Raw genomic sequence first — 23775 nt, forward strand, 5'->3', positions numbered from 1 at the left:
TTTTAGCCAATATAATATCGAAGCCCGTCGGGCCGTTAAGACAGTCACTGTTGATTTATTTACACCATATCGTAAGGCAATCCATGAACTGTTTCCTAACGCCGTAATTATCGCTGACCGTTTTCACGTAGTAACTCAGGCATACCAAGCTTTAAACACATTGCGCATTAAAGTAATGAAACAATTTAAAACTGATTCTCCTGAATACCGTCAGTTAAAAAGATTCCATCGCTTAATTTTAAAAGACAGCAATGACTTAAATTACGAAACCCGTACTAAACGTATCAACTATCGCTATGCCTACCTTAGCGATTCAGAAGTTGTTGATCGCATTCTCGCTTTATCACCTGAACTTCGTGTAGCCTATGAATTTTATCAAGATATCATCTACGCCCTTAAACAACGCGCCGGTGCTTATTTAGCAAATGTTCTTCACGATGGCACCAACTTACCACCACAAATGATGAAAGCTCGCCGGGCCATCCAAAAAGTTTACACCGAAATCCTCAACAGTTTTAAATACGGTTTTTCCAACGGGCCGGTTGAAGGTATGAATAATAAAATTAAAGTCATTAAAAGAATCGGCTATGGTTTTCGTAACTTCGAGAATTTCCGCCAACGAATTTTAATCGCATTTAAAAATTCATTTTTCGCTATGAATTACAAAAAAGCGACCAACTCGAATCTCGAGCTAGTCGCTTAAGCGAATAAACGAATTTATTCAATTTTTAGGTCCATCAGTACCATTTGACTTAGAACCTAATTTTTAAACGCAGACTTTAAAAAATTTAGATAATATTTTTGTTCAATTGATCGCAAATTAATAATCATAAATATTAAAATCGATACAATACTTGTTATAACAAGCAAGATAATAAATTTAAATATAGATATACTTGAATCCACATTCATAAGTCCACAAAAATAAATTAATCCGCATGTAATAATCATTACAAATGTAAACATAAGCGTCCTTATGTGATATTTAATCAAAGGACTTCGTAAACCATGCTGAAATAATACCTTTGGTTCCCACCATAAATTAACAGTGATGTTACTAACAATAGTTCCAATTAAGACAGCATTAACACCTAAGGTAGTAAATTTAATTAAAGCTAACCCTACAAAAAAATTTACACTCGCTTCTATTAATGACTTATATCTAATTGGATAGTACAAGCCATATGCATTTATAAAAGTTAAAGTAGGTAAACGTAATAAATTTATTGCAAAATTTATTACAATTACGAATACAGTTACATTGGGTAATGTGTAAGAAATCCCCAACCACAAAACTATAAATTTCTGTATTAGAACCAATGTATTTATTGACGTGAAGAAAATCAATGAAAATATTAAATATTGAAATTTATAAAAAACATCAACAGATCTTTGTTCGTCACTTGAAACACCTAGGTTACCAAACGTTGCAACCAATGCAGTTGCGCCTTGATTAATAACTGAATTTATTCCATTTATAAGTAAAGCATAATTTGAATATATACCAACAATCGACAAACCTAAAAATTTCGAAATTAAGATATTATCAGTACTAAATACAAAAATAAATCCAATTTTTGATGCAATCGTTCCTAAAATATTTTTCTTCAAATCGATCAAAATTTTTTCGGGTATTTTTTTACTTTTATTTATTTTTATTTCCTTAAATTTACTATCCGCTATTATAGTAATAATTGCATTGAACAAAATTGTAATTATAATCTGTATTATTAAAAATCCAATATAACTGCCCAAAAATTTCAACACTATTATCTGAAGAACAGTTTGAATTACAAAAAATAATAGATTATTTAAAATAACAACATAACTTAATTGATATGCGATTAATAAAGATTGCTTGTATGAAAATAAATAACCTATACTTGTATTCAATACAAATAAAATAAATAACATTTGCATATGCGGAATTTCTGTTCCACTTTTAACAAAAAAGGGTAAAAAGAACGAAAGAACTATTCCTAAAAATGTTATTAAAATACCAATGAATATATATAATTTTTTAAACATATTCATCAAAGAAGAAATAACATTATAATTATTTTCTGAAATTGGTTTGTAAAGTGCAAAAATTATTGCGCTTCCAATCCCTAAATCTGTAAATGAAAGAAAAGTTAGTAAATTAGAGAATAACCCATTAGCACCTGCCACTGACTTACCTAAAGTCATAATAAAAATATTTTGAATTACAAATCTTAATAATAATTGTACGATTTGAAAAACGACACTACTTGTTGCATTTAAAACTGAGGATTGTATTCTACTTTTCAAATAAAAGTCTCCATTAATAAATATTTTTTTTTGATTCTCTTCTATGCATCATTTCTTTTTTCACAAATGGAAATATTGCTAAACAATTTCCAACAGCATATGCTATTGGAAATTGTTGTTTAATTATTGATTTTGTAAAGTTTAAAGTCTCATTATTTAAAATTCTTAACCAAATGACACTTTTAATAATTAACGAAAAATTTGAATTCTTTGCATGTAATTCCTTTTTAAAATTAGCTAAAACAAATGCCATCGTAGCATACATTTCAATTTTAGACATTGTATTCTCACCTGTAATAAAAATTAGAGATCCAACATATTCAGAAAATTGAATGTTTTTATTAAAGAAATTTAGTGTCCAAAAGAGCCAATCTTCGTTATACTCAAGTTCTTCATTAAACAAAATAATATTTTTATCATTTTTAAATACTGGACTAGAAATACAAAATAAATTTCCTTTTAATAAATCTGTACTCTTTTTATCTTCAAATGATGTCACATTGCCTATTTTTTTATTTGCTTTAACATGCACAGCCTGATCTGCAAATAAATCAAGAGTTCCATCTAATTCGAATGCCTTCATTGACATTTTTAAATGATTTTTTTCAAACATATCATCAGCATCAAGAAATGCAATAAAATCTCCCTTTGCAGAATTTATGCCTAAGTTTCTTGCTTTACTTCTGCCTTTCTCACAATTTAAAATACGTATCTTGTCTGATTTGATATTATTCAAAATTTCTAAAGTCTTATCTGTTGATTCATTATCAATTATAAGTAATTCAAAATCTTGAAATGTTTGATCAAGAACAGAATTCACCGCTCTCTCAATTGTTTTTTGACCATTATAAACTGGTATTATTACAGATATTTTTTCCATTAATTTTTCTTTACTCACTTGAATTATCTACTTTAGTCAAAGATTTAATCATTACTCTCAAAATTAAAAGACCCATCACTAACCTGTCATTAATCTTCTTAAATAAACTTTGTTTTTTATTATATGTGACATTAGATTCTAGTCTTCTATGATAAAGAATACCACTAGGTTCGTATTGAATATTTTTATTCAATAGTTCCATGTTCAACCCTATCCACTGATCATGCATAATTATAGAATTTGGAAACGGCAAAGCCTTCATTAACTCTGACTTTTTAATTGCCATAGTGGCACCAATATACGTGTTTTTGTATAAATTTCTTATCAATCCTCTTTGAAAAGTAGGATCAGCTAGTATTCCCTTTAACGGATTCAAATTGGAATCAACTGCTATACTTTTTGAAATAACTAAATCAGCATTATTATTAAATGCTTTTATCAAACTATTGATTCTTTCAGAACCCCAAATATCATCTTGGTCAGAAAAAATGATAACATCGCCATTACTATTATTAATAGCATTTTCGAAATTTTTAATTAATCCCTTACGAGGGCCTTGAATTATTTTAATTCTACTATCTTTAAAATTTCGGATAATTTCAATCGTAGAATCAGTTGAACCATCATCTGATACAATTATTTCATCTTCAAAATTAATTTGGCTAATTATTGATGAAATTTGCTCTTTGATATAATTCTCACCATTATAGGATGCTATTAAAACTGATAATCTCACATCATTACCTCATAAAAAAAGAAAAAGTTTTGTATTTAACATTTAGTTTGATTGATCTATATAAAATTTTAATGAACGAGTAAATATTCCCGAATGGAAATTCATTACAAAACACTTTAAAATCTTTCTTATAAATTTTAAATCTAAACAAAGCAGCATCCTTACTTTGTAATTCAAAACTAGAAAATTGCTGTTCAATAACTAGTTCTTTTAAGTATTCTATACTGTAAGATTCTTTTGCAAATCGATTCATTAAATCATGATCAATGTAATCTAAAAATAATGCATCATTATATAGGCCGATTTCCAATAAAGCTTTCTTTCTAATAATCATTCCAGAATTTATAGCTGTAATTGTCCTAAATTCATTATAGTTAAGTACCATTGGTCCTACTAAACTACAAGGTGATATAATTTTCTCATTCGCACGTATTTGCGGAATTAAAATGTCTACTTTTTCTGAAATATTTTTTAAATTAATTTTTTCAAAAAAATCATCATTTATTTTTGTATCTTGATCCCACATAATGAGCCACTCTGTATCTATCATACTAACAGCTGTATTATAAGCACTTGCAAGGCCTTTATTTCCGTTCATAGAATGGTATCCAATATTTTGATATGTACAAAATTCTTGATTACGTTCTAAAATCGGTTGTTTATTAGAATTATCTATAATTAAAATATTACTTTCATGTTTCATCAATGTCGTTACAGCAATTGAATTCTCAATTAATTGATTATAGAAAACTATTATGTGTGTATCTAATATAACTTCCACCCCCATTTATTCATAAATTTAATTAAGCTCATTATATTTATGTATACAAACTTAATTTTCTTTTTATTATCGCGTTGCCACTGATGCGTTACGTAACTAAAAGGGAAAAAAATTGTTTTTGCAACTTTTTTAGTTTTTTTAGTAATATCGGAATCTTCATAATACATAAAATATCTAGGATCAAATCCATTAATTTGTTGAAATACGTTGGATCTAAAAACCATAAAACAACCAGTTGCATTTTGTGTTTCCATGATTTTGTTATAACCAGACTCTAAGTTTATAAATTTATTTTGTCTTTTCTTAAATAAATTTTTTCCCATAAAACGAATTGATGCATCAAAAACCGTCGGTTCATTACGCAGTAATAATTGAACCGAGCCGTCTTGATTTCTTATTTGAGGTGTTAATAGTCCAACATCTTTATTTTTTTCAAGAAAGTCTAACATATTATTTAAATTATCTTTTTCATTAGGCAAGATAATATCAGGGTTTACAATAAAATGATAATCTGATTCAAGTAGCCCTAAAACCAAATTATGCCCGTGTCCAAATCCTAAATTTGCAGATTTTAAAAGTTTAATTCTGTCATTATTTCCTATTAATTCGTTAACTTCTAAAACTGTAGCGTCAATTGACCCATTATCAATGACATAAATTACATAATCATAATCACGTACTACATCATTAATGTTGTTTATAATTTTTCTTATTTCATTTTGATTATTATAAGTAACAATAGAAAAAGATAGCTTCAATTTATTTAACACAATAAGTAATTTCCTCCCATTTAATAAATGAATTACTTTTGCTCATATGATTTTTCAACATTCTTTTTCTTATCAATCCACCATGCACCATTTTCTTGATACCATTTAATAGTATCAGCCATCCCAGCTTCAAAGTTGGTGTACTTTGGCTCCCAACCAAGCTCTTCTCGAAGCTTGGTTGAATCAATTGCATATCGCAAATCGTGACCCGGTCGATCTGCGACAAAATCATAAGCATCTTTTGGTTGGCCCATTTGTTCTAAAATAAGTTCTAGAACTTCTTTATTGTTCTTCTCGCAGTCAGCACCAATCAAGTAGGTTTCACCAATTCGGCCCTTAGTTAAAATTGCCCAAACACCTGATGAGTGGTCATTAGTATGAATCCAATCTCGCACATTTTTACCTTCACCGTATAGTTTAGGCTTAATTCCACTCAAAATATTAGTAATTTGACGTGGAATAAATTTTTCAATATGTTGATATGGGCCATAGTTATTTGAACAATTTGAAATTGTTGCTTGTAATCCAAATGAACGTACCCATGCACGAACAAGTAAATCAGAACCAGCTTTAGTTGATGAATATGGACTTGAAGGATTGTAGCGGGTTTCCGCAGTAAATTTTTCACCTTCACCTTCGCCATGACCAGGTAAATCTTCACGTAACGGTAAATCACCATATACTTCATCAGTTGAAACATGGTGGTAGCGAACGCCATATTTACGTGCAGCTTCTAACAACGTATATGTTCCAATAAGGTTAGTTTGAATAAATGGTGACGGATCCTTTAAAGAATTATCGTTGTGACTTTCGGCAGCATAGTGCACAATTGCATCAGCATCTTTCACTAACGAATCAACTAAAGTCGCATCACAAATATCACCCACAACTAATTTTACGCGATCTTTTGGTAATCCAGCTAAATTAGCTTCATTACCGGCATAGGTCAATTTATCAAGAACCGTAACGTGAACTTCTGGATGGTTATTCACAACATAATGAACAAAATTTGAACCAATAAACCCAGCACCACCAGTTACAATAATATTTTTAAAATTCATAATTTCTCCTAATTTTAACAATTTTACTTTTATCTGATAATTCACTAAATCTGTCAATAGAAATAGCTACTAATAAAAAACATCCGATTCCAATTGGATTTGTAATAAATGGATTTACTGTTGATGCAGTTATTATGACAATTAGTCCCAAAATATTACCTTTGGACATATCCTTAAATCGATCATTCAATTTAAAAAAAGTGTTGTATGGGCTAATTAAAATTGATGCAAAAAAAGAAAATCCAATAAGTCCAGTATTCATTATTACCTGTAAAAATGATAATTCAAATTGTGTTTGATTTCTTATTCCTACTGGGGAATTAATAGTCAACGTTTCTCCAAACCCACTACCAAATATTGGGTGCAACTGAATTTGACTTAATAAAACAAATAACTGTGTTGTTTTTTGTTGTCTGCTAAAATCTGTTGAACTCAATCTATTTTGAAAAATTTTTAAAATATCAAAATGAATTAACAATATGCCAGCAATACTTACGCCAAGAACTATTATCACAAATTGTAAATTTAATTTTTTTAAGTATGGGAGAAGCAAAAATATCATAGCGATTCCAATACCAATCCAAATTCCAATAGTAATGGATGCGATACTTGCTAATAATCCTGCTATTGCATATATACAATTTTTAAATTTAAATCCATTTGATAACAAAATATCCATTTGTCGTATAAAGAAAAACCCAAATATTGGGGAAACTTTAAAGAAAACGCGTGGAGATCCATTAACGAAATCAACTAATCCCAAACTATATTTAGTTAAAATAGTAGTTAAATTTGCATAAGCTGATAAATTAAATATGAGCATATACAAAAAGCATGCTATAACAATTAAACTACATAGAAATGAAAAAAAATCAAATATCTTCCAAGTGAACTTAATCATATCCTCTGAATTTATTATTAAATATATTGGAAAAAAAAGAATTAAATACACATATCCTTGATAACTTAATAAAATATTACTAAGGGAATTTCCATTTAATATACCTACATATATTGGAAAAAATAAGTACATTAAAAAAAATAATATAGTAACTTCATGCTTAGTTATCAACCATGTATTATTTACTATTGCAAAAAGAAAATATGAAAGTAATAAAATTACGAATATCACATATCTTTCACTAATTGGGCCAAAAGTTATTAGTCTTCCTGCTCCGCACATTATTAAATCAAAAATAAATATTAAGATAATAACTCTATTTATAGAAATCTTTTTAATCTTACAGTACCTCCAAGTTTGTTACATAATTTACCTAAATTTCACCATATATAAAGTTGTTTTCTGCATCATTAAAACTTGGATGTCTTTTATCTTTATCCGACATGATTAAATGTTGCATAGATATTGGCCATGTGATGTCAATTTGTGGATCATCAAAGGCAATTCCACGGTCGGCTTTTGGTTCGTAATAACCATCTACTTTATACAAGAAATTTACGTTTGGTGTTAACGTAATAAATCCATGTGCAAATCCACGTGGTACAAGTAATTGACGATGGTTATATTCACTTAAAAGATAACCTTCCCATTCACCATAAGTTGGTGAGCCCTTACGCATATCGACTAAAACATCCCAAACTACCCCAGTGGCAACACGCACTAATTTAGTTTGTGTATATGGTGCTAATTGATAGTGCAATCCACGAAGAACACCTGCTTCTGCAGATAAAGAGTGATTATCCTGATTAAAATCAAAATCAATTCCAATTTCTTCAAACTTATTACGTGTATATGCTTCAGTAAAAAAACCACGATTATCACCGAAAACATCCGTTTCAATTAGTTTAACATCTTGTAACTTTGTAGGTAAAATCTTAACCATTTCTTCTTTCCTCCGTAACTAGACGTAATAAGTATTGTCCGTAATCGTTCTTTTTCAAAGGTTGCGCGAGACTTTCTAATTCGTCTACTGAAATGTAACCCATCCGATAGGCAATTTCTTCTAGACAAGCAACTTTTAAATTTTGTTGCTTTTGAATTGTTGCTATAAAACTTGACGCTTCTAATAGAGAATCATGCGTTCCTGTATCAAGCCATGCAAATCCTCGCCCCATAACTTGTACATCCAATTGGCCACGCCGAAGGTATTCGGCATTAATATCTGAAATTTCCAATTCACCGCGGGGTGATGGTTCAAGATTTTTAGCAATTTCAACAACATCATTATCATAGAAATATAGACCAGTTACAGCATAATTACTTTTTGGTGCTGCCGGCTTTTCAACAATTGAAAGTGCCTTACCTTGATTGTCGAATTCAACAACTCCAAAGCGTTCAGGATCTTTTACTTGATAACCAAAAACCGTTGCACCTTGTTTATTCAAAGATGCTTCTTGTAATAGGTTTGATAATCCAGCTCCATAGAAGATATTATCACCAAGAACAAGTGAAACACTATCATCGCCTATGAATTCTGCACCTAAAATAAACGCTTCAGCTAAACCATTAGGTTCTTCTTGAATTTTATAACTAATGTTTAAACCTAATTCATTTCCATTACCAAATAATTCTTCAAATTGAGGCGTGAATTCCGGGGTTGATATTATTAAAATATCCTGTATTCCAGCCAACATTAAAACGGACAATGGATAATAGATCATTGGCTTATCATAGATTGGAACTAATTGTTTACTTGTGGCTTTAGTGATCGGGTACAAACGTGTACCTGAACCACCAGCTAAGATAATGCCTTTCATATTTATATTTTCCTTTAATTATTTACTATTTTCGTTACCGTAGCCATAGCCATAGCCATAGCCGTAGCCAGCTACTTCTTTCTGAGTTCCACGAGCAACAACCCCTAAAATGTTACCTTCAACGTGCTGAATTAATTCAATCGCTCGCTTTGTAGTTGTTTTCTGAGTTTTTCCATAGCGTACTACCAATACAGTCCCATCAACCTTTGTAGCAAGAATCTGCCCATCAGTAACTAAATTTACAGGTGCCGTATCAATAATTAGCAAATCATATTTTTCTTCAGCCCATTTGATTAAATTTTCCATCTGTTTACTGCCTAAAAGTTCAGCCGGATTTGGCGGAACAATTCCACTAACTAAAACATCTAAATTTCCTACAACAGTGTGTCTAATTGCAGTTTCGACTGAACCTTGGCCAGATAGAATACTTGTTAAACCTTCGTTATTAGGCAAATTGAATGTTGAATGGAGTGTTGGACGGCGTAAATCAGCATCCATGAACAAGACACGCTTACCTGATTGTGCCCATGCAATTGCCAAATTGGCACTCACCGTTGATTTCCCATCTGAAATTTCGGGTGATGTAATCACAATTGACTTTAATTTATTTTTAGCTACCCCTGCAAATTCGATATTAGTTTTAATCATCCGAATCTGTTCAGCAACGATACTTTTAGAATCGACTAGATTTACTAAACGCACACCATTCTTTTGAGTATACTGATCAATTTTATTTAAATCTTTTTTCTTAAATAATACCATTTCTATTACCTCTATACTCGACGACGATGCATGTTTTTATCATCATTATTTTTTTGTACACTTTTTTGATTAACATAATCCTGATATGTCTTCACATTTCCAACCAAGTACATGGTTCCCAAATCATTAATTTCTAACTCATCTTTAAGGAAATCAAGTGATTTGATTGTCCGATCGGTTAAATCACGAATCACAACAATACCTAATGCAACAATAATACCCAACAACAAGCCGGCAAGTGTTATTAATTTAACATTAGGTGATACTGGAATTTTATTTGCATTTGCTGCGGAAACGACATTGACATTTTTAACATTCATTAATTTAACAATTTTAACTTTGAATACTTTAGCAATTTCATTGGCAATGTCGGCTGCTTGCTGGGCATTTGTACTTTTAACCATAATATTGAATACTTGCGAATTGGCATCATTTGTAATGTTAATCATCTTAGCTAGTGTACTTGCTTTAATATTGTATTTAGCTGGTTGATACTTATAAGTTGCTAGCACTGCCTTTTGTACGACTACTTCTTCACCTAAACGATTAATCCGTGTAATAGCTTTTTTAGCTGGTGTAACTTGAATCTTTTGATTGGTAGACAGATTCCGAGCAACATCATTTAAAATAATTGGTTGTGTCACAATATTTTTATACGTACTAATTAGTTGAACATCTGCTTGCTGGTTAGCAAATTGTACATTCGGATTATTATTGTCATTTGCACTATTAACTAATAGAGAAACAGTTGCCGCATATTTCTTTGTAACCACGTATTTACTAACCACAAATGAACTTCCAGCACCAATTACCGCCAAAATAATGATAAAAATCCAATGTTGTATAACTAACTTCCATAATTTCTGTAAATCAATAACATTTTCCATCGTGTTGATATTTCCTCAATCTATTGTTGTAGTGCCTTAGCAATTTCTGCGGCGACACGATTTTTTTCTTCGTTTGATACAACTTCATATGATTGGCCATTAATCATTTGGCCTTGACCTTGTAAATGATCTTGAGTTACGTGTTTACTTGCATCACGGTAGTTAAGAATTAAATCTTCCAATTGATTAAATTGTAAATCCGTTTGGACGTTTTTAGTAAACATTCCAAGTAGCTTAGTATCAGCTAAATTACTTGGTTTTTTTAGTTCATTAATCAACGCCATGATTACTAACCGTTGGCGATTTTGACGTCCATAATCACCAAGCGGATCTTCATGGCGCATCCGTGAGAACTGGAGTGCTTTATTCCCATCCATATGGTATGTCTGGCCCTTATTAAATGAATAACCCGCAAAATTAAAGGTTAATGGTGAAGTAACATCAACGCCACCAACTTGATCAATTACTTTCTCCAAGCCACCCATGTTAATAAGCACATAAAAATCAATCGGATTACCAATTAGGTTCTGAACCGTTGCCATCGCTGCACCCGCTGAGCCATAGGCATAAGCTGCATTAATTTTAGCGGGACTAAATTCTGGATAACCAGCTATATTGGTACGAGTATCCCGGGCAATGCTAGTAATCGTCGTTAATTGCTTGGCGGGATTCAAAGTTAAAACCATCATGCTGTCTGTTCGGCCTTTGTAGTCTCTACCAAGCGCTCCAGTATCGGTCCCTAATAGTAATATTGAAATTGGCTGCTTATTGTCAATTATTGAACCGGAATTACGCAACTTTTTTCCGTGAGATGGCACATAGCTAGCCTCAAACAAACTACGCGCATTATGGTAATAGACCGCAAAGGCCCCACCAGCAATAACTAAAATTGTCACAATAATAGCTGAAATAATTTTTAAAGCTTTATGTTTTGTATGGTGCTTATGGTGCTTATGCACATTTTTTACGTCTTGCATAATTTCCCCTTTAATATTTTGCGAATAATTTCCGCTTTTTTATCGGCGTTTCATCAAAACGGATTATTGAATCACCATTAACCACCGCTTTAGCATTTTGGTGAAAAGCTTTAACATGTTGATAATCAGTTAAGCGTCCCAAAATTGAAAAGGCACCAGTCATTTCATACTTACGGCCAGGTAAGTAGTGTGCATCAGAGGCAATTAAGTGCGTTAATCCATTTTGGATGATATCCTGACTGAAAGCTTGGACCGCTTTGCCAAATGTTCCCACTAAACTACTTGCAGTTATCTGTGAAATCGCACCTTGATTAACTAACTCAAAGAGTATTTCTGGATGTGCCATTAAGGCGGTGTTTCGTTCTGGGTGGACTATAATAGGTGTCACGCCCATTTGTAAAATTCTAAATACCAAATCTTTGGTGAAACTTGGCACTGAATTATCAGGAAATTCCAATAAAAAATACCGTGTATCTTCATCAGTACCGACAATTTCACCTTCTCCTAAGTCCGTTATTATCTCACTATTTATTCGAACTTCTTGTGATGGAAATACTTTTAACGGAATATTTTCTTCGTCCAGCAGCGTTTGAAATTCATCAGTTAACTTGATTACTTCTGGCCCTGGATTAATATATTTTCCATTCTGATGATGCGGGGTCATTAATGCAACTTCAATACCATCACTGACTGCTTGTCGTGCTAATTCTATTGATGCATCCCAACTTGGACTTCCATCATCGATTCCTGGAAGTAGATGGCTATGTATATCTATCATCGTATATTACCTATTTATTTTCGTTATCCATAAACTCTTCTAAAGCCTCTTGCCACGTTGGAATATTAAATCCAGTTGCCTTAGCTTTAGCTAAACTCATTACAGAATCTTTAGGCCGATAAGCTTTTTGTGGAAATTCAGCAGATGTTATTGGTGCAACTTCCACATCAACGTCCTTCAAAATTTCTTGGGCAAATTCAAACCATGAAGCGGAATTATCGTTGCTTAAATGATATGTACCATAGGCTGCTTCAACTTGAATTAAGTGCAACATAAATTGTGCAAGGGTTTTAGTCCAAGTAGGTCGACCAATTTGATCATCAACAATTGTTAAGCGTTTGTGTTGTTTAGCCAAACGTTGCATTGTATACACAAAATTATTACCATATTCACCAAATACCCAACTTGTTCGGACAATATAAGCATCAATATTAGCATTTAAAATTGCAAATTCACCAGCTAACTTTGCACGCCCGTATTCATTTTGTGGTTTAACCAACGCATCCTCGGTGTATTCATCACTTGATGTACCATCAAATACATAATCAGTCGAAACATAAACTAATTTTGCATTAATTGCTTGGCTAATTTTAACTAAATTTTGTGTCCCCACCGCATTAACTTGCCAATTTAGGACCTTACCATCATCTTCTGCTAAATCAACTTTAGTGTAAGCCGCCGCATCAAGAATTACATCTGGTTGTTCTTTTTGTGCTGTAGCAAGTAATAATTCTAAATTAGTAATATCTAATTCTTGAGATGTATATGCCTTAACATCTAAACCGTTTTCTTTAGTTAAGTGAACTAATTCTTGTCCTAGCTGGCCACTAGCACCTAAAATCCAATATTTCATATCTATCACCCTTTTATTTTTTCTTCAACAATTCCATCACGTTTAATAACCGAAATAATCGTTTTAATAAAAATACCAACATCTAAACCCATTCGAAGATTATTAACATACGTTTCATCCCAGTTAGATTTAGTGATATCATCCATATCATCACGTCCATTAATTTGTGCTAAGCCTGTAATTCCAGGCCGTACAGTATCAGCACCCTTTTGATGACGTAATTCAATTAAGTGTGCTTCTTTCAGAATTACCGGTCGGGGACCAATTACACTCATATCACCTTTTAAGACATTAAAGAGCTGTGGTAATTCATCGATTGATAATTTACGGATAAACTTACCAACAGTCGTGTTATAGTCCATCCCATTTAAATCATTCGAAGCAACTTCAGGTGTTTCAACCCGCATTGATCTAAACTTGTATAATTCAAATGGTTGCGCATTAATTCCTGCACGTTGTTGCCGAAAAATAATCGGTCCCCGTGAATTTACTTTAATTGCAATTGCCGTAATTACAAATATTGGTGAAGTTATAATTAACAAAATAACTGCGAATAAAATATCTGCAATTCTCTTTCCAATTTTGTTATACATAAATTTCTAATCCTTATAATTGTTTAATTCTTATGAATACCTTAAAAAATTGCCACTTTTCACTTTACCATTAAACTTAAAAAAAATAAATAACTCTAAGCCTTTTAGTATATATTTAATATTTGTATGCTTTTTTAATCATTAAATAAAATAAATAAAGCGAACCGTCGAATAATCGACCGTTCGCTTTATTTATTTTATTTTCAAAGCTATTGCTTCATATGGGCGTAATTGGTAATCAGTTGTAACAGTTGTATCCGCATAACTACTAATTACTAGTTCACCATCTGCAAATTCACCGAGATCAATTTGCGTTGGTGCTTCACCAAAGTGTGCCACCATCAAAAGTTTTTGGCCGTTTAATTCACGAACAAAGGCAAAGACTTCCGGCACATCTGTATATGCAGCCGTATATCCACCATCAGCAATTACTGTTTCGGTCTTGCGTAGTTGAATTAATTTTTGATAAAACACATATAAGTTAGCGTCTTTAGCCAATTCTGTTGCTACATTCACATCCGAATACTCAGCTAGTCCTAACCAAGGTGTGCCAGTAGTGAAGCCTGCGTTGGTGGAATTATCCCACTGCATTGGTGTGCGGGCATTATCACGGGCTTTGGTCTTCACAATTGCAAAGGCTTCCGCAGACGTTTGGCCTTGATCCAATAACATTTGATAAGCATTATGCGCTTCGATATCGTTGTATTGTTCAATACTTGTAAATTCAGGATCACGCATACCAATTTCTTCACCCATATAGATGTATGGCACGCCCCGATTTAAGTGCACGACCATCGCCAGTAAACGCGCTCCTTCATCGTAAAACTTCGGATTTAAAATAAAGCGATTTAAACCGCGGGGTTGATCGTGGTTATTCCAAAACCAAGCTGGCATCCCCCCACCGACGGCCATACCGGTACCCCATTCATGGAGCAAATTCCGCAAAGCTGTAAAATCATATGGAATTTTAGTCCATTTTTCACCATTTTCGTAATCAACTTTTAGGTGGTGGAAACTAAATGACATTGATAATTCATGCCGGTCGGGCCGCGTGTATAAATTAGCGTTTTCAATCGTGGTTGAACTCAATTCCCCAACGGTAATCACGTTTTCATATTTACCAAAGGTCGCCTCATTCAATTCCCGAATGTAATCATGCACAATTGGTTTATCCGTATACATTAATTTTTCATTTGTACCCGCCGGTGCATCTAATAATTCTGGATCTTTACCAATGACGTTAATCACATCAAAGCGGAAACCGCGCACCCCTTTAGCTAACCAGAAATCCAAAACATCTTTGAGTTCGGCAACAACAGCAGGATTACGCCAGTTTAAATCGGCTTGCGTTGGGTCGTACAAGTGTAAGAAATCAAATTTAGTATCACCAAATGGGGCCCAAGCTGAACCACCAAATTTAGATTGCCAGTGATTAGGATGACTACCATCCGCGTGGCGTTCACGTAATAAGAAGTAATCTTGGTATTGTTGATCACCTGCTAGTGCCTTTTGAAACCATGCATGGTCGGTTGAAACGTGGTTAAAGACCATATCGATAATCACATTAATATTAAGTTTTTGTGCTTCGGCAACCAAGGTTTCAAAATCATCCATCGTCCCAAATAAAGGATCAACGGCACAATAATCACTAATATCGTACCCATTATCATTTTGAGGGGATGGATAGAATGGGTTCAACCAGATGAAATCAACCCCTAATTCAGCTAAGTAAGGCAATTTTTCAATAATTCCGGGTAAATCACCGACACCATCTCCGTTAGAGTCCTTAAATGACTTCGGATAGATTTGATATACAACTTGTTTGGTTAAATCTAACATATGCTAATTCTCCTCATGCAGCGTGTAAAAATTTATTGAACAGCTTCTTTAAAGACGTTCTTCTTTGCAACCGTCTTGGTTTTCTTATCAAGGTCTTTATCACTAAAGCCAAAGAAGTATGTGCAAAGGAAACCAACTAAAATGGTCGCAATTGATGCAATCACAAAGATTAATAAGTTGTGCGGATTATCTTTTGATGAAGCAAATGATGGGAAACCGACTAGTGATCCAGTAAATCCGTACATGTGTAAGTGGAAGAGACCGGCAATTAAACCACCCACGGCCCCACCAATATTGGCTGTCCAGAAAACTTTACCGTATTTCAAGTTAATCCCATACATTGCGGGTTCAGTAATCCCGGCAAAGGCTGATAAAGTACCAGCTCCGGCAAGTCCTTTGAGGTTGGCGTTCTTAGTCTTGAAGAAGACCGCAAGGGCACCGGCACCTTGAGCAATCATTGTGAAATTAACCAAAGCGTTCAATGGTGATTGGCCTTGTTGGGCAATTTCATTGGCAATCAAAGGCACAACCATCCAGTGTAACCCAAAGATAACTAAACATTGGTACAAACCACCAATAATTAAACCTGATAAGGCATAGTTCCAGTTGATCAAGGCGTTAACGGCAACTGAAATTCCTGATGAAAGCAAGGTAATCACTGGTCCCATGATAACAAGTACAACTGAACCAACGATGAAGATTGTAAATAATGGTTGGAAAATTGAGCGAATGGCAACTGGTAAGTGTTTTTTGAAGAAGTTACCAACCGGACGGGCTAACCATGCCGCAAAGATAATTGGAAAAATCGTGTAAGCATAGTTAGGGACGGTAATTGGTAAACCAAAGAATGAAGCATTAATTGGCATCCCTAAGAAGTGGGCTGTTGCTTTACCAGTAGCAATAGCAACAACTTCAGGTTTAATAAGTAAGGCCCCAATTGCCGCTACGGTCAATGGATCTGACTTCATGTGTTGCGCGGCGGTAAAACCAACTAGCACTGGTAAGAAGTAGAACGGTGCCATCGCCATTGATTGGACTAATGTAAAGGTTGTTGAAGTTGGTGAGACCCAACCAAGCAATTTAGGATCTGACAAAATCGTCAAGAACCCATTTAACATCCCACCAGCAGCTAACAAACCAATGACGGGAATCATTGAACCAGTGATCGTCCCAATTAAAACTTTAAAGCCATACGCAATCCAGCCAAAAATATTTGTTGGCTTGTTGCTACCGTTATCACCTTCAGTTTCAGCAGTCGCAGCTTCGGTTGCTTCCGTATCGACCACGCGATCTCCTAATTGGGCAATCACTTCATCATAGACATCTGCCACAGCCGGGCCGATAACCACTTGATATTGACCTAAACCTTTGTTGTAAAGTGAACCGGCAACTCCTGCCATATCTTCAAAAGCGGCGTCGTTAGCTTTCTTTTCGTCCTTTAGGTAAAACCGTAACCGGGTGATACAGTGGATAACTTTGTCCACGTTACTAGCACCACCAACATTTTCAATAATGTTACTTGCAAGATCTTTGTAATCTGCCATTAGCCATTCCCCTTTTATTTAACGTTGGCATTACCGATGGTTTCACCGGCGGTTACCGTTTGGTATTTAACATCAAAATCTGCTAATACTTCATTCGTATTAGTGAAAATAATCATTGTCGTTGTTTCTAAGCCAGCTGCTTGAACGGCGGCCCAATCAACAGTTACTAGTGGTGTGCCCCCTTCAACGATGTCCCCAGCTTTAACCAATGACTTAAATGGCGCACCATTTAAAGTCACCGTATCAAGACCAAGGTGCACTAAGACTTCTAACCCATCGGCGCGTTTTAAACCAATCACGTGACCTTCAATCATCGTAACTTCAGCGGCAACTGGTGCGACCACTTGACTACCAGTTGGGGTAATCGCAAAGCCTTCACCCATCATTTTTTTCGCAAATACAGGATCTGAAACGGATGATAATTCAATTGTTTGTCCATCTAATGGGGCATATAACTTAGTATCTTCAACAAGGGGTGCTTTTTTCTTTCCAATTCCAAACATAATAAATCTCCTGAATAATTTCAAAATAACTTGTACGTACAACTTTTATATACTTAATATAACATCATTTTTGATTTTTGCAAGCGTTTTCATTTTATTTTTCGCATTTTTTGTTAACGCTTACATTTAACGTATAATTTATCATTTAGGCTACAAAAAAACGCCTGAAAGATTTTCTTCCACACGTTTTCAGTATTACTTTATTTAGCTGCTTTACGTTGCTTTAAAAAGACCACGACATCTTTACCTGCTAGTGCGAGGGTTATGATAAAGAACATAATCAATAACGTAAACATTAACATCTGGTTTTGTAAATGCAATGTTGCATACATTAATGCCGTAATTACTAAATGAATCGTTAATGGGACCCATTTAACATTAATGGTCACAAAGGCTTTCGTTTGCTTCAATCGAATAATCATCACGGCTAAGAAACCTAATGCGCTACCTAACCCAGCCCCATTTAAACCAATTAACGGAATCAATACCGCATTAAATGCGATATTGGTTAACATCCCATAAATCGTGGTTGAAAATAGTTTCGTGGTCATTTTAGCGGCAATATACGTACTACCCAAGAACCCTGACAGATTTGAAAAAATCATTGCCAACATTAAGAATGGTACGAATTCCCAAGCTGAATAGAAGTTAGGTGCTACTAACACATGCATCAATGGCTTTAAGATTAATAATAAGCCGGCCATCCCTAAAAATGAAAAATGAATCAAATTGTTAAAAATCATACTATAGAACGTCGAGTTACTTTGTGATTCGTATTCATCAACCGCTGAAATTTGCCATGCTTGATTAAAGACCGTAAAGAAAATCGTTAAAATCGATGGAATTTTATTAGCGACGGCATAAATCCCATTAGCTGATGCACCTAAGAAGAATAAAATAAAGAATCGATTAGCATCATTAGTAAACCACCATGCAAATGCATTGGGAATCATTGGAACACTATAACGTAAAAGCATCATCGCATTAGTTTTTGATACTAAGCCAAAATCAATATATTGCCATGGTTTAACAACTGCCACGATTAAGATCAATGTACCGAGTTGCGCCCCGGCCATCCCATATAGATAGCCGTTAATTCCTAATTTAAAATACCAAATAAACATGATATTCAAAATTGCTGACAGTGACGTTCCGACAATTCCAGTAACTGCAAATAATTTAACGTATCCAATACCACGTACAAAGTACTGTAGAAATGAACTCGTAACACTCAATATCAGTAAAATTGCTAATAAGAAGCCATATTGATAGCCAACAATTTGGGCGATAATCCCACCTAATAAGGTTACGATACTACCAATTACCGTGATTACAAGACCATTTGAAAACAAAATTTTATTTGAAAAATTTTTATCCATCGTGAAACGAAAAATCGCATCAAAGACACTTAATGTGACCACTGGTGTCAGCATGGCAACCGTTGTTGAAATCAAATCAACAATCCCAAACTGTCCTTGGGTTAGAAAGTACGTGTAAAACGGTACCATCAAGAAACCAATTACTTTTGTCCCCAATGTCCCAATTGAAAAAATCAGCGAATTACTAAATAATCGCTTTACGCTACTCGAAAACATATCCTTGTCCTTTACTAATTAGAAGATACATGGTTGGCGTTTTAACCAACGTTTTAAACCACTAACTCCAGGTATTTTTGATAATTTTAATTTACGCATCGTCCGGCTGTCAATTTTAATTTCATGATAGGCATGTTCTAACAAATCAAAATAATCTTTTTTAGTGGTTGGATTTTGCCGTAAAAACTTATCTGAAATGTTAAAAACATATGGTAATAAAGTTTGATGTACTAACCATGCAAATTGCTTTTGATGCGTCTTAAGTAAATTATTTTGTTGTAAGAACAATTCAATTTGCTTAAGCATCCACACGGAATCAATTAAATTTTTGGGTTTCAAATCTTTCATAATTGACCCACTACGGACACGATATTGATATAACCGTTCGTTGACCACCCCAATACGATCAGCATACCACAATACACGCGGGGTCGTGTTCATATCCTCATGCAAGCGCCCAACTGTAAATTCAATTTGATGCTCAAGCAAGACTGCTCGTTTAACGAGATATGACCAAGCAGTAATGATAATATCTTGCTGGAATAAATGCATTAACGCTTCATCACCCGATAAAATTGGACTTTGTTGGTAAACCGCACCATGCCCATACGCACTCGGAATAACCTTCCCAGCCTCATCAATTTGTTCATAATCAAAAATAACGGCGTTAACCTTAGCTTGAGTCGCAATATTAACCCCTTTTTCAATAAGCGTTGTGGCAATCAAATCATCAGAATCAAAGAAGTAAATGAATTCACCCGTCGCATATTTAAGCCCGACATTCCGTGCTGATGAAAGGCCCCCATTCTGAACATGGTGAACAATAAAGCGGGCATCCTTAGCTGCAAATTCATCAGCAATCGGGCCCGAATCATCCGTTGAACCATCATCAATTAACAGGATTTCCAAATTTTGGTATGTTTGTGCTTGAATACTTTGGAGTGCTGGTAATAAAAACTTGCCCACATTGTAAATTGGCACCACAATTGATACTAATGGCTGCTCTGACATCGGCGGTAAAACTTCATTTTCCATCAAATACTTCCTCTTTAATTCTTATTTTAAAGTAGAAAAATTTTATCGTACAAATTTAACTAAATTAAACTTGATCAGATAAAATTTCACCTTTTCAATATTCGTAATGTTTTTCACATCTTTTTTGGCTTTAATAATTTCGTGTTTTAACGCCTTTAATTGTGCTGACGTAACTTCATTGGGAAACTTAATAAAACCAACGTATAACGTTAAAAGTAACGGGAAACGCCAGTTGTTTAACTGCTGTTCGGTTGCTTTAAGGTTTTCACGCATAAAATCAGTAAAGTAATCGACACCATATTGTAAATCAGTTAATTTTTTTAACGATGTACTATGCACGATTGAAGTTTGCCGTACTCGATATTGATATAGCTGCTGACTATTAAATACAATTTGCTTGGCTCGCATGAGTAATTGCGGAGTCGCAACTAAATCTTCGTACAACATGTGTTCAAATGCAAACGGTGCTTCCGTTAAGATACTCCGCTTGAACATAAACTGCCAAACATAACTATCCATTTGATTTTCAAGTAATAATGCTAAGCTTGCAAATCCCGTTTTAACTTCATCCCTGGCCCCTTGTTTACGCCCAATTGGACTTGGTTGATTTTGCTCATCAATCAAGCGGTAATTACCAGCGAAAATATCAGCACCATTCCGTGTTATATCAGTAATTGCGGTTGTAACAAAATTACTATCCAACATATCATCAGAGTCAAAAAAGTAAATGTATTCACCAGTCGCTTTTTGTAAACCGAAATTCCGTGAATCCGATAAACCACCGTTTACTTTGTGGAAGACTTGAATTCGTGAATCAATTTGCGCATATTTATCAGCAATCGCACCTGAATTATCAGTCGCACCATCATCAATCAGCAAAATTTCAAGATTATCATAGGTTTGCTTAATCAATGAATCAATCGCCATTGGTAAAAAATCAGCGACGTTATAGATTGGTACAATAATCGAAACTTTTTGCTTATTCATGCGAAGTACCTACTGGTTCTGATAAAACTGCCATAATTTTAGCTTTAAAGTCTTCATTAGGAAACTCGAAATCTTGATTTTGCATCAATTCCGTAAATGCTTGGTTGATTTGGTCTTGACTCATTGATTGATCAATGAACTTGATAAATTTAATATTCTTAAGCCAAGTATGGTATAAGTGATAAATCTTATGATTATTATTGTCAAAAACAATTGCTGGTGTCTTCGTAATTGCCGCAAAAATCATTCCGTGTAAGCGGTCGGTAACAATTAATTTTGAAGTTTGAAACTCGCGCAATTGGATATCAAAGAACCATTCACGGTTTTGTGGCGTAATATAATACCAGTAATCTGACACCGTATCTCGATCAATAACTTCAAATTGTTGCCGTAAATCATTAACCAGATTACTAATACGATCATCGGCTAATTTCTCAACATCCCGACGTAAAAAGGTTGTCACGATATTTTGCCGCATTTGATCTGACTTAGCTTTTGCCAATGTCATGACCATATCTGGCACTAAATGAACCTTTGCATTATTTGGAAAATTATTAACGGCAAAATCATATGAAAATTGATCACGCATTAAAAAGGTAATATTAGTACACCCTTTAATTGCTGCTTGCGTATCTAATAACATGGGTGACATACCATCAAAATTGACGGATGATGAGAACACCACGATCCGATTATTCGGGAATGCCCGATAGATTGCTTGACGCCAACGTTCTTGTAATGGCCAGATATCGCCCATATTACCGCCCCCTTGACAGAAGAACAAATCATCAGGTGATAAATTTGCTTGAATTAACGGCAAAGATTCATCCAAGACTGATTCAGGGATACTAATTACATCGTAGCCTAAATCACTTAAAATATTATTTTCAGCTAAGTTAATTGCGTGATCCCCATAATTCATGTATTCAACGGTTCCCATTAAATAAACCTTAGGATGTTTCTTACTACGAATTTTCCGCACCGGCAACTTCTTATTCAATTTGTTAAGTACTTTAAACACAAAACGCGTATAAAAATATTTTAAATCCATATAAAAATCTCTTTCTAATAATTCCTACCAATTAAGGTTAGGGAAGAATTGGGTTAGATAAATTACAAACTGTAAGCGGCCCGTTTGACCTGGGTACCAGTACTTGTAAACAATCGTCCCAATAACCAATAAAATCGCCATTAACGTCCAGAAAATCCGTTTAATCCGTGGATTATTAACGTATTCATATTCATACATGGCAAAAGCAATTAGCGAGAACGTAAATCCATCGCGAATATAGCGTTCAAAATCAATTGATGATGAAATTAATAATATATCTAATACCGCAATCGTCATTACCGAATACAAGACTTTGTATCGGCGATCATCTAAAATTTCCGGTGTTCGATTAATAAAGTATTTCCAAACATATACAATTAAGCCTAAAAAGATAAAGTAACCAATTGCAATTGAAAATGAACTTCCGGCACCAAAGTGACTAAATGCATCAGATGGTTTACGACCAGCAATTCTAAAGGCAACGTATACTAATTTATTTGCAAAGCCAACCGGTACAAAGTAGTGAATTATTGTGGTAATCACTAGTAAAATCCAGTAACCTCGCTCAACAATCTTTTGAATCGTCGTACCTTTTAAGAACATGAAAAATGGTAATAATAAATATAGCATCCCAGAAGCTTGGAAATTAAAGGCTAAGATTAATAGTAATACCGCTACAACCCATTCCCATTTTTGTTTGCCTTTCAAAAAGGAAAGCGCCAATGCTACCAAGGCCACCATCCCAAAGTTACGAACTTGGGTAATTTCCACTAAAAATGGATAGACGGCAAAAATACTGAAATACGTTAACAAGTTACCGCCAAAGCGTTTTACCGCCCACCATAGAATGAGCATTGCTGCTGCATAATAACTCAATCTAAACGTTGCATATGGCAATCCTAACTTAAAGAAAAAATATGACAAATGCATGTAACCTGGTTCAAACCGGTGTGAGCCGGGGGTCCATGAATATATTAATTGATAGGCATACGTATCAAATGAATGCCCTGGAGTTACTGCTCCCATTAAAAATGCTAGATATGCAATTAATAATAGCGACCAACCAATCTGTTTTTTATTTTTAATAAAGCTCAAATGAAGTGAGCTAATAACCGATAAAAGATATATCATAAATC

At 34.1% G+C, this 23775-nt stretch carries 24 protein-coding genes; 1 reads left to right on the forward strand and 23 read right to left on the reverse strand.

What is annotated here, in order from left to right; translation table 11 throughout:
- Positions 1 to 703, forward strand: a 703-nt coding sequence (locus LQZ76_RS07790; RefSeq protein WP_230099161.1) for an ISL3 family transposase, incomplete at its 5' end; no start/stop codon positions are given.
- Between the two features lie 56 nt (positions 704 to 759).
- On the opposite strand, the gene LQZ76_RS07795 is transcribed toward LQZ76_RS07790, so the two are convergent.
- The 23 genes from LQZ76_RS07795 to LQZ76_RS07905 form a co-directional block, all read right to left on the reverse strand.
- Positions 760 to 2289 carry a lipopolysaccharide biosynthesis protein gene (locus LQZ76_RS07795; protein WP_230099162.1) on the reverse strand — a complete coding sequence of 510 codons (1530 nt, stop codon included), beginning with the start codon at positions 2287 to 2289 and terminating at the stop codon, positions 760 to 762.
- 13 nt (positions 2290 to 2302) lie between these two features.
- Positions 2303 to 3187: a glycosyltransferase family 2 protein gene (locus tag LQZ76_RS07800; RefSeq protein ID WP_230099163.1), complete on the reverse strand. Its 885-nt coding sequence runs from the start codon at positions 3185 to 3187 to the stop codon at positions 2303 to 2305.
- Positions 3180 to 3905 (reverse strand): glycosyltransferase, encoded by a 726-nt coding sequence (locus tag LQZ76_RS07805; protein ID WP_230099164.1) that lies wholly within the window; start codon positions 3903 to 3905, stop codon positions 3180 to 3182. The genes LQZ76_RS07800 and LQZ76_RS07805 overlap by 8 nt, the downstream gene beginning before the upstream one ends.
- Positions 3906 to 3909: 4 nt before the next feature.
- A complete protein-coding gene (locus tag LQZ76_RS07810; protein WP_250787403.1) occupies positions 3910 to 4692 on the reverse strand; it encodes a glycosyltransferase in 783 nt (260 codons plus the stop codon).
- Entirely contained in the window at positions 4671 to 5456 is a 786-nt protein-coding gene (locus LQZ76_RS07815) for a glycosyltransferase (protein ID WP_230099166.1), read from the reverse strand. The genes LQZ76_RS07810 and LQZ76_RS07815 overlap by 22 nt, the downstream gene beginning before the upstream one ends.
- A 32-nt stretch (positions 5457 to 5488) precedes the next feature.
- Positions 5489 to 6517: a dTDP-glucose 4,6-dehydratase gene (gene rfbB / locus LQZ76_RS07820; RefSeq protein ID WP_230099167.1), complete on the reverse strand. Its 1029-nt coding sequence runs from the start codon at positions 6515 to 6517 to the stop codon at positions 5489 to 5491.
- Complete coding sequence (locus LQZ76_RS07825; RefSeq protein WP_230099168.1) at positions 6507 to 7340, reverse strand: O-antigen ligase family protein; 834 nt, start codon at positions 7338 to 7340, stop codon at positions 6507 to 6509. Before LQZ76_RS07825 ends, rfbB begins: the two co-directional genes overlap by 11 nt.
- Before the next feature lie 451 nt (positions 7341 to 7791).
- Positions 7792 to 8361, reverse strand: coding sequence for a dTDP-4-dehydrorhamnose 3,5-epimerase (rfbC, locus tag LQZ76_RS07830; RefSeq protein WP_230099169.1), 570 nt, complete (start codon positions 8359 to 8361; stop codon positions 7792 to 7794).
- Positions 8354 to 9235, reverse strand: a complete 882-nt coding sequence (gene rfbA / locus LQZ76_RS07835; protein ID WP_230099170.1) for a glucose-1-phosphate thymidylyltransferase RfbA — start codon at positions 9233 to 9235, stop codon at positions 8354 to 8356. Before rfbA ends, rfbC begins: the two co-directional genes overlap by 8 nt.
- Before the next feature lie 18 nt (positions 9236 to 9253).
- The gene (locus LQZ76_RS07840) at positions 9254 to 9997 is read right to left on the reverse strand and encodes a CpsD/CapB family tyrosine-protein kinase (protein WP_230099171.1); all 744 of its coding nucleotides are present in this window, start codon (positions 9995 to 9997) and stop codon (positions 9254 to 9256) included.
- 11 nt (positions 9998 to 10008) lie between these two features.
- The gene (locus tag LQZ76_RS07845; protein ID WP_230099172.1) at positions 10009 to 10884 is read right to left on the reverse strand and encodes a YveK family protein; all 876 of its coding nucleotides are present in this window, start codon (positions 10882 to 10884) and stop codon (positions 10009 to 10011) included.
- Between the two features lie 20 nt (positions 10885 to 10904).
- Positions 10905 to 11861 (reverse strand): LCP family glycopolymer transferase, encoded by a 957-nt coding sequence (locus LQZ76_RS07850; protein WP_230099173.1) that lies wholly within the window; start codon positions 11859 to 11861, stop codon positions 10905 to 10907.
- A 10-nt stretch (positions 11862 to 11871) separates the two neighbouring features.
- Positions 11872 to 12639 (reverse strand): tyrosine-protein phosphatase, encoded by a 768-nt coding sequence (locus tag LQZ76_RS07855; RefSeq protein WP_230099174.1) that lies wholly within the window; start codon positions 12637 to 12639, stop codon positions 11872 to 11874.
- Positions 12640 to 12649: 10 nt separating this feature from the next.
- A complete protein-coding gene (rfbD, locus tag LQZ76_RS07860; RefSeq protein WP_230099175.1) occupies positions 12650 to 13492 on the reverse strand; it encodes a dTDP-4-dehydrorhamnose reductase in 843 nt (280 codons plus the stop codon).
- Positions 13493 to 13497: 5 nt separating this feature from the next.
- Complete coding sequence (locus LQZ76_RS07865; protein WP_230099176.1) at positions 13498 to 14085, reverse strand: sugar transferase; 588 nt, start codon at positions 14083 to 14085, stop codon at positions 13498 to 13500.
- A 192-nt stretch (positions 14086 to 14277) separates the two neighbouring features.
- Positions 14278 to 15924 (reverse strand): alpha,alpha-phosphotrehalase, encoded by a 1647-nt coding sequence (locus LQZ76_RS07870; RefSeq protein WP_230099177.1) that lies wholly within the window; start codon positions 15922 to 15924, stop codon positions 14278 to 14280.
- 32 nt (positions 15925 to 15956) lie between these two features.
- Entirely contained in the window at positions 15957 to 17468 is a 1512-nt protein-coding gene (locus tag LQZ76_RS07875) for a PTS transporter subunit EIIC (RefSeq protein ID WP_230099178.1), read from the reverse strand.
- A 14-nt stretch (positions 17469 to 17482) separates the two neighbouring features.
- Complete coding sequence (locus tag LQZ76_RS07880; protein WP_230099179.1) at positions 17483 to 17971, reverse strand: PTS sugar transporter subunit IIA; 489 nt, start codon at positions 17969 to 17971, stop codon at positions 17483 to 17485.
- A 200-nt stretch (positions 17972 to 18171) separates the two neighbouring features.
- On the reverse strand, positions 18172 to 19566 hold the full coding sequence (locus LQZ76_RS07885; protein ID WP_284705998.1) for a lipopolysaccharide biosynthesis protein: 1395 nt from the start codon (positions 19564 to 19566) through the stop codon (positions 18172 to 18174).
- Positions 19567 to 19584: 18 nt separating this feature from the next.
- Complete coding sequence (locus tag LQZ76_RS07890) at positions 19585 to 20601, reverse strand: glycosyltransferase (protein WP_230099181.1); 1017 nt, start codon at positions 20599 to 20601, stop codon at positions 19585 to 19587.
- Between the two features lie 42 nt (positions 20602 to 20643).
- The gene (locus tag LQZ76_RS07895) at positions 20644 to 21588 is read right to left on the reverse strand and encodes a glycosyltransferase (RefSeq protein ID WP_230099182.1); all 945 of its coding nucleotides are present in this window, start codon (positions 21586 to 21588) and stop codon (positions 20644 to 20646) included.
- Entirely contained in the window at positions 21581 to 22639 is a 1059-nt protein-coding gene (locus LQZ76_RS07900) for a polysaccharide pyruvyl transferase family protein (protein WP_230099183.1), read from the reverse strand. Before LQZ76_RS07900 ends, LQZ76_RS07895 begins: the two co-directional genes overlap by 8 nt.
- Positions 22640 to 22663: 24 nt before the next feature.
- Positions 22664 to 23665: an EpsG family protein gene (locus LQZ76_RS07905; protein WP_230099184.1), complete on the reverse strand. Its 1002-nt coding sequence runs from the start codon at positions 23663 to 23665 to the stop codon at positions 22664 to 22666.
- Positions 23666 to 23775 lie beyond the last annotated feature (110 nt).

The organism is Periweissella ghanensis (assembly GCF_918814755.1).
Taxonomy (GTDB): domain Bacteria; phylum Bacillota; class Bacilli; order Lactobacillales; family Lactobacillaceae; genus Periweissella; species Periweissella ghanensis.

Coding starts and splice junctions, on each gene's coding strand:
- LQZ76_RS07895 (WP_230099182.1), bottom strand. CDS start 21,588: ATGAATAAGCAAAAAGTTTCGATTATTGTACCAATCTATAACGTCGCT.
- LQZ76_RS07825 (WP_230099168.1), bottom strand. CDS start 7,340: ATGCTCATATTTAATTTATCAGCTTATGCAAATTTAACTACTATTTTA.
- LQZ76_RS07880 (WP_230099179.1), bottom strand. CDS start 17,971: ATGTTTGGAATTGGAAAGAAAAAAGCACCCCTTGTTGAAGATACTAAG.
- LQZ76_RS07810 (WP_250787403.1), bottom strand. CDS start 4,692: ATGGGGGTGGAAGTTATATTAGATACACACATAATAGTTTTCTATAAT.
- rfbB (WP_230099167.1), bottom strand. CDS start 6,517: ATGAATTTTAAAAATATTATTGTAACTGGTGGTGCTGGGTTTATTGGT.
- LQZ76_RS07875 (WP_230099178.1), bottom strand. CDS start 17,468: ATGGCAGATTACAAAGATCTTGCAAGTAACATTATTGAAAATGTTGGT.
- LQZ76_RS07845 (WP_230099172.1), bottom strand. CDS start 10,884: ATGGAAAATGTTATTGATTTACAGAAATTATGGAAGTTAGTTATACAA.
- rfbA (WP_230099170.1), bottom strand. CDS start 9,235: ATGAAAGGCATTATCTTAGCTGGTGGTTCAGGTACACGTTTGTACCCG.
- LQZ76_RS07855 (WP_230099174.1), bottom strand. CDS start 12,639: ATGATAGATATACATAGCCATCTACTTCCAGGAATCGATGATGGAAGT.
- LQZ76_RS07865 (WP_230099176.1), bottom strand. CDS start 14,085: ATGTATAACAAAATTGGAAAGAGAATTGCAGATATTTTATTCGCAGTT.
- LQZ76_RS07840 (WP_230099171.1), bottom strand. CDS start 9,997: ATGGTATTATTTAAGAAAAAAGATTTAAATAAAATTGATCAGTATACT.
- LQZ76_RS07850 (WP_230099173.1), bottom strand. CDS start 11,861: ATGCAAGACGTAAAAAATGTGCATAAGCACCATAAGCACCATACAAAA.
- LQZ76_RS07900 (WP_230099183.1), bottom strand. CDS start 22,639: ATGGATTTAAAATATTTTTATACGCGTTTTGTGTTTAAAGTACTTAAC.
- rfbD (WP_230099175.1), bottom strand. CDS start 13,492: ATGAAATATTGGATTTTAGGTGCTAGTGGCCAGCTAGGACAAGAATTA.
- LQZ76_RS07885 (WP_284705998.1), bottom strand. CDS start 19,566: ATGTTTTCGAGTAGCGTAAAGCGATTATTTAGTAATTCGCTGATTTTT.
- rfbC (WP_230099169.1), bottom strand. CDS start 8,361: ATGGTTAAGATTTTACCTACAAAGTTACAAGATGTTAAACTAATTGAA.
- LQZ76_RS07890 (WP_230099181.1), bottom strand. CDS start 20,601: ATGGAAAATGAAGTTTTACCGCCGATGTCAGAGCAGCCATTAGTATCA.
- LQZ76_RS07870 (WP_230099177.1), bottom strand. CDS start 15,924: ATGTTAGATTTAACCAAACAAGTTGTATATCAAATCTATCCGAAGTCA.
- LQZ76_RS07905 (WP_230099184.1), bottom strand. CDS start 23,665: ATGGGAGCAGTAACTCCAGGGCATTCATTTGATACGTATGCCTATCAA.